At 59.0% G+C, this 12,120-nt stretch carries 10 protein-coding genes and 1 CRISPR repeat array; of the genes, 5 read left to right on the top strand and 5 right to left on the bottom strand.

The window, feature by feature from the left end; all coding sequences use genetic code 11:
* Positions 1-339 precede the first annotated feature (339 nt).
* The 5 genes from csy1 (at position 340) to Atro_RS22745 (ending at position 8,106) form a co-directional block, all read left to right on the top strand.
* Positions 340-1,611, top strand: a complete 1,272-nt coding sequence (csy1, locus tag Atro_RS22765) for a type I-F CRISPR-associated protein Csy1 (RefSeq protein ID WP_497927995.1) — start codon at positions 340-342, stop codon at positions 1,609-1,611.
* On the top strand, positions 1,601-2,587 hold the full coding sequence (gene csy2, locus Atro_RS22760) for a type I-F CRISPR-associated protein Csy2 (protein ID WP_497927994.1): 987 nt from the start codon (positions 1,601-1,603) through the stop codon (positions 2,585-2,587). Before csy1 ends, csy2 begins: the two co-directional genes overlap by 11 nt.
* Positions 2,574-3,590: a type I-F CRISPR-associated protein Csy3 gene (gene csy3, locus Atro_RS22755; RefSeq protein ID WP_497927993.1), complete on the top strand. Its 1,017-nt coding sequence runs from the start codon at positions 2,574-2,576 to the stop codon at positions 3,588-3,590. Before csy2 ends, csy3 begins: the two co-directional genes overlap by 14 nt.
* Complete coding sequence (gene cas6f / locus Atro_RS22750) at positions 3,587-4,150, top strand: type I-F CRISPR-associated endoribonuclease Cas6/Csy4 (RefSeq protein ID WP_497927992.1); 564 nt, start codon at positions 3,587-3,589, stop codon at positions 4,148-4,150. The genes csy3 and cas6f overlap by 4 nt, the downstream gene beginning before the upstream one ends.
* Before the next feature lie 129 nt (positions 4,151-4,279).
* A CRISPR array of direct repeats spans positions 4,280-7,066; the repeat unit is 28 nt; unit sequence GTTCACTGCCGCATAGGCAGCTCAGAAA.
* 221 nt (positions 7,067-7,287) lie between these two features.
* Complete coding sequence (locus tag Atro_RS22745; protein WP_497927991.1) at positions 7,288-8,106, top strand: hypothetical protein; 819 nt, start codon at positions 7,288-7,290, stop codon at positions 8,104-8,106.
* Positions 8,107-8,144: 38 nt separating this feature from the next.
* Here Atro_RS22745 and traN (Atro_RS22740) read toward each other — a convergent pair whose 3' ends face one another.
* From traN (Atro_RS22740) to Atro_RS22720, 5 genes are all read right to left on the bottom strand, one after another.
* On the bottom strand, positions 8,145-8,729 hold the full coding sequence (gene traN, locus Atro_RS22740; RefSeq protein WP_497927990.1) for a conjugal transfer protein TraN: 585 nt from the start codon (positions 8,727-8,729) through the stop codon (positions 8,145-8,147).
* Entirely contained in the window at positions 8,696-10,732 is a 2,037-nt protein-coding gene (gene traN, locus Atro_RS22735; RefSeq protein WP_497927989.1) for a conjugal transfer mating pair stabilization protein TraN, read from the bottom strand. The genes traN (Atro_RS22740) and traN (Atro_RS22735) overlap by 34 nt, the downstream gene beginning before the upstream one ends.
* A gap of 205 nt (positions 10,733-10,937) precedes the next feature.
* The gene (locus Atro_RS22730; RefSeq protein WP_497927988.1) at positions 10,938-11,135 is read right to left on the bottom strand and encodes a hypothetical protein; all 198 of its coding nucleotides are present in this window, start codon (positions 11,133-11,135) and stop codon (positions 10,938-10,940) included.
* A gap of 233 nt (positions 11,136-11,368) precedes the next feature.
* Positions 11,369-11,581, bottom strand: coding sequence for a hypothetical protein (locus Atro_RS22725; RefSeq protein ID WP_090732726.1), 213 nt, complete (start codon positions 11,579-11,581; stop codon positions 11,369-11,371).
* A 110-nt stretch (positions 11,582-11,691) separates the two neighbouring features.
* Positions 11,692-12,108, bottom strand: coding sequence for a hypothetical protein (locus tag Atro_RS22720; RefSeq protein ID WP_497927987.1), 417 nt, complete (start codon positions 12,106-12,108; stop codon positions 11,692-11,694).
* Positions 12,109-12,120: the final 12 nt, after the last annotated feature.

Here is a 12,120-nt window from a genome sequence, read left to right as displayed (position 1 = left end):
GTTCGGCAGGCTCTGCACTCTATCACTGCTTGCTCTACCATGCCTATGCGCCCATTAATGATAAAAACACTGATCGGCAGTAGGTGTTGATTTTTTATCGAGAAGAGGCGTAGCCTGAAAAAGAGGTCGGCGATGGACAGAGGTACCAGCTCTGTCATCGCCTCAAGCAAACCCGCGCTCGCACACGCAACTGAACCCAAGGTTCAGACAGAGAAGGAGGGTATTTCCATGAAACCACCTTAGGTCACACAGGCCCGCCCTCCCAGGGCATTGCTCTGGGGGGATCTTGATCAATCTGTCTTCAGCGATCAATACCCCATTGCCTTACCAGGAGGTTCAATGGCGACCGCAATATCCCCGGATGCCAGCGCATTGCGCGCCGGCATCCATGCCTTCATCGACTCACGCCTGCAGGACAAACTCGACAAGCTCAAGCCCGATGAGCACGAGCAGCGGGCGAAGTTGCTGGAAGAACATCACCCGGCCAACTGGCTGGAGAGTGCGGCGAAGCGGGTCAGCCAGATCCAGCTGGCTACCCATACCTTGAAACCGATCCACCCGGATGCCCGTGGCAGCAACCTGTATGTGCGCAGTGATGCGCCGGAGCTGGCCGGGCTGGTATCGTCGCGCATCCTGCAAGCGCCGGATGACGATGTGGTGGGCAACGCGGCTGCACTGGATGTGTACAAGCTGCTGAAGCTCGAGCATGACGGCCAGAGTCTGCTGCAGCGGGTACTGACGCATGACCCGCAGGTGGCGGCCGCATTGTCGGATGATCTGGAGCAGGGAGCCGCCTGGCAGGCGGCCTTTGCCAGCATTGTCGACAGCAAGGGCGGGCTGGCTTCGCACACCCTGGCCCGCCAGCTGTATTTCCCTTTGGAGAATGGTGGCTATCACCTGCTGGCACCACTGTTTCCCACCAGCCTGATTCATCGCCTGCAGCGCACCCTGCGCAATGATCGTTTCGGCGATGAGGCGAAAGCCGCCCGTGAAGCGCGCAAGGACGGAGAAAGCTGGCCGCATGGCTACTGCGAATACCTGGACATGGCCATTCAGAAGTTCGGTGGCACCAAGCCGCAGAACATCAGCCAGCTCAACAGCGAGCGCTATGGCGAAAACTGGCTGCTGGCCTCGCTGCCGCCGCAGTGGCAGTCGGCGCAGGTGCGTATGCCGCTGGGGGTGAGCTCGGTGTTCGACCGTGTTTTCGGTGGCCAGCGTCAGGTGCGCGAGCTGACCGGCGGGCTGCGCGAGTTCCTGCAGGGTACCGAGCGCAACAACGTGCATATCCGCCGCAAGCGCGCCGCGATGGTCGCGGCGATCTGCGATGAGCTGCTGCAGTATGCCGCCAGCCTGCAGGCGCTGGAGCCGGGCTGGAGTGCGGCTGAAGACTGTAAGCTGCATCCGGCCGAGCAGCGCTGGCTCGATCCGCAGCATGCGCAGGGCTACAGTGGCGACTGGCAGCAGCAGGTCAGCCAGCGCTTTGCCAACTGGCTGAACCATGTGCTGGGTGAAGGCCAGCTGCGGCTGGATGAGGATGCCCATGCCCAGTGGAAGAGCGACCTGCATGGCGAACTGAAACTGCTGCGCGAGGTGCTCGACGATGAAGCATGAAGCCATGCTGTTGCTGCCGCACCTGCGGGTGCAGAATGCCAATACCATCTCCGGGCCGATGAGCTGGGGCTTTCCGGCCGTCACCGCCTTTACCGGCTTCGTGCATGCACTGCAGCGCCGCCTGCAGGCGGATGATCTGGATATCGAACTGAATGGCGTGGCCATCGTCTGCCACCACTTCGAGGCACAGACCTCACGGCCGGCTGGCAAGCGCACCCATGTGTTTCACCTGACGCGCAACCCGGTGAATGCCGACGGCAGCACTGCCGCCATCGTCGAGGAAGGCCGGGTGCATCTGGAAGTCAGCCTGCTGATTGGCATGAAGGGGGCGGACATACCGGATACCCAGGAGGTGCAGCGCGAGTTCGCCAGCTTCATGCTCGACATGGCGCTGGGCATGCGGCTGGCTGGTGGCAGTCTGCTGCCGGCAGCGGGCCAGTATCCGCAGCTGCTGACAAACCGTGGCACGGAGCAGGAGCGTGAGCGAGGTCTGCGTCGCCTGCGCCGCCGCCTGCTGCCGGGCTTTGCGCTGGTCAGCCGGCAGGCGCTGCTGGCCGAGCATGCGGCGCAGCTGCAATCTGCCGATCCGCAGGCCGATACCCTGGATGCGCTGCTGGATCTGACCCGCATGAACATCGAGCCGCCGCAGGCCGATGTCGAACCGCACAGCGCTGCCGCCGGCTGGCATATGCGCCCACGTGCCGGCTGGCTGGTGCCGATCCCGGTCGGCTACCGCGCCCTCGGCGAGCTACAGCCCGCCGGCAGCGTGCGCAATGCCCGCGACCGCGATACGCCATTCCGCTTCGTCGAAAGCCTGTACAGCCTGGGGCAGTGGCTCAGCCCGCACCGGGTGCGCGATCTCTCCGAACTGTTCTGGTATCACCGCGCCGAACCAGCCGATGGCCTGTACCTGTGTGAAACCACCGACTTCCAGCTGCAAGACACCGAAAAGGAAATCCGTCATGGCCAAGAATGATCTGAAAACCGCTTCCGTCCTTGCCTTCGAGCGCAAGCTCGACCCGTCCGATGCGCTGCTGTTCGCTGGCAGCTGGGATCAGCGCGATGACGCCGCAGCCTGGCAGCCGGTCAGTGTGCAGGCCAAGTCGGTGCGCGGCACCATCTCCAACCGCCTGAAGGCCAAGGATGCCGATCCGGCCAAACTGAACGGCGAAATTCAAAAGCCCAACCTGCAGACCGTGGATGTCGCCAGCCTGCCGGCGGACTGCGACAGCCTGCAACTGAGCTTCACCCTGCGCGTGCTCGGTGGTGCCGGCACGCCGAATGCTTGCAACGATGCCGACTATCAGGCGGCACTGCAGGCCACCATCGCCCAGTACGGCAGCTTCGCCGAACTGGCACACCGCTACGCGGTCAATCTGGCCAACGGCCGCTTCCTGTGGCGCAACCGGGTGGGTGCCGAATCGGTGCTGGTGCGGGTCAGCCGCCTGCGTGACGGCAAGGCCGAGCAGAGCTGGGACTTCGATGCGCTGCAGATCGGCCTGCGCGAGTTTCCGCACACCAGCGATCTGGATGCGCTGGCGACGGTGATCGAGCAAGGCCTGAGCGGAGATGGCCATGTGCTGTTGCAGGTGACCGCCTGGGTGCGCATCGGCGCCGGGCAGGAGGTGTTCCCGTCGCAGGAGCTGATCCTCGACCGTGGCGACAAGAAGGGCCAGAAGAGCAAGACCCTGTACGCCGTGCGCGACGTGGCCTCCATCCACTCGCAGAAGATCGGCAACGCGCTGCGCACCATCGACACTTGGTACGAGGGTGCCGGCGAACTGGGGCCGATTGCGGTGGAGCCCTACGGCTCGGTGACCTCGCAGGGCAAGGCCTACCGCCAGCCGAAGCAGAAACAGGATTTCTACAATCTGCTGGACAACTGGGTGCTGAATGGCGATGCCCCGGCGCTGGAGCAGCAGCACTTCGTGATGGCCTGCCTGATCCGTGGTGGCGTGTTCGGGGACGCGGAAAAATGAGCCACGACCACTACCTCGACCTGCACCTGCTGCCTGACCCGGAGTTCGCGCCGGACCAGCTGCTGCGGGCGCTGTTCGCCAAACTGCACCGGGCGCTGGTGCAGCTGGGCGATGGCTCGGTGGGCCTCAGCCTGCCGGGCCACAGCGAACGTGGCACTGGCCAACACCTGCGCCTGCACGGCAGCCTGAGTGCATTGCGGCAACTGCAGCAGCAGGAATGGCTGACCGGCATGCGCGACCATATGCGCCAGAGCGAGCCGGCTGCCGTGCCGGCTGGCTGCCAGTACCGGGTGGTGCGCCGGGTGCAGGTGGACAGCAACCCGGAGCGCCTGCGCCGCCGGCTGATGAAGCGCAAGGGACTGGACGAGGCCGCTGCGCATGAGCAGATCCCCGACAGCGCCATGCGCCTGACCCGCCTGCCTTGGGTGGAAATGCGCAGCCAGAGCAGCGGCCAGCGCTTTCGCCTGTTCATCGAGCACGGCCCGCTGCAGGACAGCGCCAGCCCCGGCCGCTTCAGCACTTACGGCCTGAGCGCAAGCACCACCATCCCCTGGTTCTGACCCTTTTTTCTGTGGCCTGACAAAGGCCATGGAAAATCAGGCACTTGTAACGCCTGCACAAAAAGGGTGTACCGGCGAGGAAATGGGGTAGTTCTTTAAGAATCAGACAGTTAAAGTGAAAGGGCTCTAGTTCACTGCCGCATAGGCAGCTCAGAAAAAATCGGCGTCAGGGGTGACACTGATTCCGAAGTTCACTGCCGCATAGGCAGCTCAGAAATTGCTTGAGAGTCTGCGTTCCGCCCAGCTTCCGTTCACTGCCGCATAGGCAGCTCAGAAATGCCAGCCCTGCTGGTGATCGCGTCAGTCATGGTTCACTGCCGCATAGGCAGCTCAGAAATCTTGGGCCGATGACCTGGGGGACCTGTGATGGTTCACTGCCGCATAGGCAGCTCAGAAAGACGCGACTTAGACACCCGCAAGCATACACACGTTCACTGCCGCATAGGCAGCTCAGAAAGCCATGTGCCAGTGGTCCCGCCGCCGCATTCAGTTCACTGCCGCATAGGCAGCTCAGAAAGACATCGCCAGGTTTGACCGATCGGTCTACGAGTTCACTGCCGCATAGGCAGCTCAGAAAATAGCCGACAGTCGGGTGGACCTTCGCGGCAAGTTCACTGCCGCATAGGCAGCTCAGAAAAGTGGCAGGCCAAGAAACAGCGCCTGAAAGCCGTTCACTGCCGCATAGGCAGCTCAGAAAAGGACACCAGACCCAGGTTATTTGGGCTGCTTGTTCACTGCCGCATAGGCAGCTCAGAAAACTTGGCGACCATGGAGCCGCCGCGCACGTCCGTTCACTGCCGCATAGGCAGCTCAGAAAACCTGGTGGGGTTTGCCGTCACGCATCCCCACGTTCACTGCCGCATAGGCAGCTCAGAAAATTGCGAACGTGCTAGGAACAACAACGGATGAGTTCACTGCCGCATAGGCAGCTCAGAAAGCAGTAACCCAGGCCGCAGTCGATTTCCACGGGTTCACTGCCGCATAGGCAGCTCAGAAATCAATGTGCACGTCGTCTAGCGTGACAAGAACGTTCACTGCCGCATAGGCAGCTCAGAAAAGCACCGGCTTGGTGTTGTAGTCGAGGCTCACGTTCACTGCCGCATAGGCAGCTCAGAAAGTGACAAAGCCGGCGAAGGAGAAGAAATGAACGTTCACTGCCGCATAGGCAGCTCAGAAAAGTCGTAGTCGACGTTGTGGCCGATCAGGTACGTTCACTGCCGCATAGGCAGCTCAGAAAGTAATGCTCCCTACATGAAAGACAATCGTATAGTTCACTGCCGCATAGGCAGCTCAGAAATGATCTATGCAGAAGGCGCCGATGTAGATGACGTTCACTGCCGCATAGGCAGCTCAGAAAATGCCCGAGAACGCCATCTACCCACGGCGGGAGTTCACTGCCGCATAGGCAGCTCAGAAATACGAGCCCACCGATACCGCTCCGCATCCTTGGTTCACTGCCGCATAGGCAGCTCAGAAATTGACCGCCGATGACCTGGCCGAACTGGAGCCGTTCACTGCCGCATAGGCAGCTCAGAAAAGGCAAAAAAAAGCCTGCGCGGCGGTCACCGGGTTCACTGCCGCATAGGCAGCTCAGAAAAACGCTGCCCGCGGGCGGCGCGGAGAGAGTCAGTTCACTGCCGCATAGGCAGCTCAGAAAGAACCGAGCGCCAGGAGTACCGGCCATCTCAGGTTCACTGCCGCATAGGCAGCTCAGAAAAACGTCAACCTGTTCCAGCAGTCCGCCCAGCAGTTCACTGCCGCATAGGCAGCTCAGAAAAGGCTCGCGCAGAGCCAGCGGGCAAATGGGGGGTTCACTGCCGCATAGGCAGCTCAGAAAAGTGAATGCCGTCCGGATAGCGAACACACTCCGTTCACTGCCGCATAGGCAGCTCAGAAATTCAACAGCAGTACTCTTTTCAGACTGGCAAAGTTCACTGCCGCATAGGCAGCTCAGAAACTGCCCGCTTCGGCGGCGTTGGATACGGCGGCGTTCACTGCCGCATAGGCAGCTCAGAAAAGAGAGCATCGGAGCCGACTCGAAACGTAACGGTTCACTGCCGCATAGGCAGCTCAGAAACGCAGGGCCGCAGGATCTGCCCGGCGCTATCGGTTCACTGCCGCATAGGCAGCTCAGAAAAGGAAACCATCGAATACCCAGCACACGATATCGTTCACTGCCGCATAGGCAGCTCAGAAATGCTCGACGAGCTCGTTCATCTCCAGCGAGTGGTTCACTGCCGCATAGGCAGCTCAGAAAACCACGGCGACCGCGCCGGCCATGCCGGGAGCGTTCACTGCCGCATAGGCAGCTCAGAAATCGTCGATGACGATCACCGAGCCGTCGGGCAGGTTCACTGCCGCATAGGCAGCTCAGAAAAACAGAGGCACTCGCGCTTCAAAAACTCACTCGTTCACTGCCGCATAGGCAGCTCAGAAATCTCCGCATCCTGCCATTGTCGCCCGAATCTGGTTCACTGCCGCATAGGCAGCTCAGAAATTCGCATGCAGCCGGCACTCCGGGAAAGAGTCGTTCACTGCCGCATAGGCAGCTCAGAAATAGGCAGATCGAGAGCTGGGAGATGAGGCGCTCTTCACTGCCGCATAGGCAGCTCAGAAAGCGTCCGACCTGCCGTCCTGCCGATGCCCTGGGTTCACTGCCGAATAGGCAGCTCAGAAACAGATCAAGGCCGGCAAGGAAGGCGTCGAAGCGTTCACTGCCGAATAGGCAGCTCAGAAATCCCCGTAGCGTGCCGTCCGGTGGAACGACTCCTTCACTGCCGCATAGGCAGCTCAGAAAGGTACCTTTCCCATGATTTTTAAAGGGAATTTTTCACTGCCGAATAGGCAGCTCAGAAAATGGAGTCGAAGTTGATCGACTTGACGGTGTAGTTCACTGCCGCATAGGCAGCCTGGAAATCGACGGCCTCGGCCCTCCTCCAGCACTGGCTTAAGCGTCAAGCATGGCCTCAGAAGCTCAGGTCAAGTATCAGTAGCCAAGTTCAAGCCCCCAGTGGGGGCTTTCTTTATTCCCTGGAACGAACGCGGCAGATGCTTGAAGGGGCAGGAAAATTTCCTCTGCATTTGGGTGTCTAGTGCCGACCCGTTACTCTGCAATCACGAATCGAAAGGGAATTTTTATGGAACTGCAACACATCAGTCGCCTGCTTTGCTCCACCTTCACTGCCGCCCTTCTGGTTGGGTGTGCGAGCAAGGAGCCGCCGGCCCCTCAGATCACGCTCCAGGACCCGGAGCAAACGCCTCGTGAGAAGTGGTCGGACGCGATGAAGATTCTGCGCGACGATATGGGCATCAAGGGCATGAAGGATGTCCCAGTCGAAACTGCCCGCCAATATGGTTTGATTGCAGGGGTGAGCGAGCCAGTCAGAGGTAATAGTGGCTCGATGGGTGACTTGGCGTTTGGTGGAATTGGGGCAGCCTTGTTTCTGATTCCAACCGGCCAGGCGCTGGGCTCCTGGCAAATAGAGCAAGCTGCTGCCTGGGTTCCCGTTGGGAAAGCCAGCAGTATGGCCGAAGCAATACAGGTTGCCATGGATACTTGGAGCCAGGCGAGAACGCGGGCGTTCAGTGATCCAACGAATCTCAAGGTCAAGCCCAGCGCGCTGGCGGATAATTCTCCAGGCCAATATACAAGTCCCAAGGAAAGGTTCATGGAGAACCCTATTCCTCCTTCCGGAGGCCCTGTGGATGGCCCCAGCTTTGCGCCTGCCGGGCAATACTATGGGCCAATTTTCTTTAGTAAATTTTTTGATCAAATTTGGATGGACGCCTACGAAAACGATATTGCGCGAGATAAGGCAATGAAATTATTTAGCTCACAACTACCAAGCTGGCTTGTAATTTATAACAGTGGCCAACCGAAAGCAGGGAAAGGAATTACTCCATTTCCACCTTCGATTCTGGTTGCAGGTAAAGAATACGGTTTCGTTGGAAAATAATACTAAAAAGACAGCCCCGCTTAGCACGGGGCTTCATGTTACTGGAAGATATCCCCTTTGATCTCCTGCTCTGCTTGAGACTTTATCTGATCGACATCGACGCCATCCAGCCGCTCGATATTTCGACTCAAGCTGTTCGGCCGTGTCGTATTATCAAATACATTTCCGAGCGAGCTACCAGAGCCTGTAAGATTTTCAAGTGTGGCGGTATCGGGCGTATCCAGATGACCTGTGGTATACAGCATGCCGATCCACTCTGAAAGATCGATCTGACTCCAGTCGATCTGACCCAACTGCTCAACCGTCAACGCCTCGCAAACGGGATTTTCGGGATCTCCGAAATCCAAGCCCAGTTGGGGCCGCCCTTGCTCTTGAATGATTCGCCCCACGACCGAACTGAAACAGCAGTAGGCTTCCCTCTTTTCCACGCAAGTGCCTAACACTTTGGAAGCACAGTAACTACCGACATAGGAGCACTGACGGGTTTCCTTTTTCGCCCCGAGCTCGAACTCTTTTTGCTCGCATTCCCAGATGACCTTGATCATCATGTCGGTAACGACATAGGCTGTATAAACCATGCCGACGAAGTTTACAAATGCTGCCGCTTGAGACGTAAGTTGCATCCCTCCTCCGTAGCGGCAGGCTCGAAAATGGCACTGGCCGCCTGCGTGGCCCCCATTTCCACCATTGCACTGTAGGTCTGCTCCATTAAAAATCCTTGGATTGCGCCAACTCCATATTTTTCTGCTACAGTTTTATCAAAAGAACCCGTTGCCGTACTCAGCACGTTACTCCACTCGCCTCTGATGAGTTTCGCAGCTCCGTCGAAAATGGCATTCTGAGCCGCATACCAATATCCATTGGTGATGGACTTGTCGATGGCGAGTGCATGCACTGCAGAAGCCATTTTCAAACTGGCCATAGTAAGTCGCACATAATCGAAGATACTGACCCCATCGGGTGCTTCACAGCAGTCGACATACCCGCCCAGGGCTTTCTTGCATTCCATGCCCTCGCCCTTGAAAACTTTGCAGGTATTGGATTCCAATACATCTGTCCCGTCCCCTCCGCACTCGAGATCATGTTCGGCAAACTGGGTAGCCTGGAGCATGGCCACGGCATAAGCGAAGTCGGTGCTTTTCACGTTGCTAGTATCGAAGCACTCGCCGCCCATGCAGTTCACGGGGCCGGGGCAATCGTACTTTATGCCCGTGTTGACGAGGGTGGGTACGGAAACGTCATAGCCGCAGTCCCAGACCTCTTCAAAGGCGTAACATTGCCCTGACGGCCCCTGGGCACCCTCGATGCACTTCTGCGAAATGAAGCCGCAGGAGGAGTTCTGCTCGTATTCCCGGCAGGTGTTGAGGTTGCCGCCGTCGTTCTGCGGGCACCGCTCAACCCCCTGTGCATCGGTGTAGCAGGCCATCTGCCCCTTGTAGAAAGAACATTCGGCACTCACAGTTGCCCGCTTGCAGAAGGGATCGATGTCCGGATGTGGCGAGGCCGGCATGTTTCCAGGGCAGAGCAAAACACCGTTTTCGGTGATGCAGCCGTTGGCATCTTTCTCCGGCATGGAGGTACAGGCCATTGAGGTGTTGCTGCAGAAGCCGTCGTTGATCATGCCAAAGATCGGCAGGCGGTCCTGCGGCCCCCAGCCGTTGTCGACAAAGGCCTTGGTCGGATCGTAGGTGATCTTGATGCGCGCATAGCCCTCGCCTTTGCGCGTGACCGAAGTGCGAGTTTTGAAGGTTATATATTCGCCGCCATTTTTGATTACATTGGTGACATCGGTGTTGGGGTTCACTTTCCAGCTGGTATTGCGCTCGCACTTGCCCTTCGTTTCCGGCGGAAAGACACCCGGCGTATGCGTCCAGAGCATCTGGTCGTTGAAATAAACCTCGAAGTAATCGTCGAACGCGGCATATTCAATCACGGCAGACTGGATCGCTTCTTTCGCAACTACTCGAAACCGCGTGTACTCCTCGAAGATGCTGCAGTTACCATTCCAGTAGTTGTCGCCGACTGTACCGACCCACACATACAGGCAGCCTACGCCGCATGATTGATAGTTCGGCTGGCCAGAGTCATATTCGACAACCCCGGCACTGTAGTCGTGAATGAACTCGACGGTTCCGCCCTGATCGACCAGGCGCTCGCAGGTCCGATACTTGGCGATGTGCGTGTCCCGCGTAGCGTTCTCGAAAATTTCCTGGCTCGAACAATCGCTAAAGAATTTCTTGAAGGCGGACATGTAACTGGTGGAGCGCACTTCATCGGCCTGACGAAACACCGGGTCGTTGGAAAGGTCCGGTGACACCCGGTTGGCGCTCTGAATCATGGTTCGGTAGGCCTCGCCCTCCTCGGAGGCTTCGTCTTTCAGGCGGGCATTGGCCTCGAGCCCCAGCTGGACGGTCGCGGTGTCATCCCCGAAAACCTCCTCCAGCGTGGCCGTCGAGGCCTTGCCGCTGTCCGGGAAGATGTCCTGAAGGGTTTTGTGCGGCTGGCTGTCCGGGAAGGCCTGGAGGACCTGCCTGCCGAGCTGCTGAGCCTGCGCCGCGCTGTCCGAAACAGCATCGGCCCAGGCGCTGTGGGACAGCAGGTTCAGGTGCAGGCCGATCAGGCTCACACAGAGCCAGCGGGCCAGGCGGGGGAACGGAAGGTTTGCATAGGACGGTATCTCGTGAGGGGGATACCGCGATGCTAGAAAGCCGGATAGGGGGTTGTGTGGGCTTTTCCGGCGATTTTCTGGCTTGATTTGGCCTCTTGAAACGCGAAAAACGAAAGGCCCCGGCTGGAAGTCCAGACCGGGGCCTCGGGTCTCTATCTGCTGCTCACGCCGACTGCAGGACGGTGACCTGCGCGTGAGCCGGAATCAGGCCGAATATCACCGCCCAGGACTTCACGAAGCGTGTGTCGGGCGCGTTGGCGCTGACCGTCCGAGCGACCTGCGGGGGGACCTTGAAGATCCTTCCCGAATCGATCATCAGCTCGTCGCGTTCGCGGCAGAAGATAGCGTGTACTGCATTCATGGGTCTTTTCTCCTTAGGGTGATCCCCGGAGTCCTCCCAGTCGGAAGAACTCGGGTGGATCACCCCAAGGGTGACCTCGATCAGGCGTCACGCGCAGCCGGGCTGCGCCTGAACCGATTTATTTGTTTTCGGTCCCGTACTTTTTATCCAGCCAGACTGCAACCCTGTAGCCAATGGCTGCAACGATGCAGAGTGTCAGGACAACGCCGGTGACTGCGTATGCAAGAGTCATGTCACTCTCCTTTTTGGGGGCCTTTGGGCAGCGCCTGAACGCCCGAGAATATCAAATCTGCTACCAACATTAGCATGCCGGTAACCAGCGTCAGGCTGACCTCCCAAGGCGTGGCTGCCAGACCAATCAGACCGACGAAGGCTGTCGCCAGAAGGCTACAGCCGACACCGATCAGGCAGCTCTGAAACCACCGGATCAGAATGTTCTTGAACATATTTTCTCCTGTGTGAACAACCCGACAGGAGAAATCCCCAACGGGATTTTCCCGTCAGGGGTTATGGGCGAAGAAACAGCCCGGCAGGAAAGCTTCCCGCCGGGGCTGGTTCAACTCGCGTGTTTGCGCATGATCGCCAGGACGCCCTCGCGAACGTCTTCGTGATCGGCCTGCAAGGCCGCGCAGCACACCTTGAAGCTGAAGGGGTGCACTTCGTCCGACATCACCCATTCAACCGCTTCGCGCCGGTGCAACTCGCTCACCTGGGGGTGGACGAGCTGCCTCAGCGTCAGTTTCAGCAGGTACTCCCGCAGCCACTCGACGTACTCATCCGAGATGTCGTCGTGTACCCGCAGTTGCTCCAGCGCTTCGTCCGACATCTCGAGGATGTCGAGGAACCCCAGCTGGACCGGCTCCTGTCGTGCAGGGGCCGGCTTGCGCACGGGGCGCCGCTCGAACCAGCGGCGCCGAAGGATCACCTCCTCGCCGAACAGATCGAGAGGCAGTACTGCCAATGCCGTTTTCATTTCAGGCCTCCT

Source organism: Azotobacter tropicalis (assembly GCF_059739045.1).
This window is presented reverse-complemented; position numbering and strand designations above follow the sequence as displayed.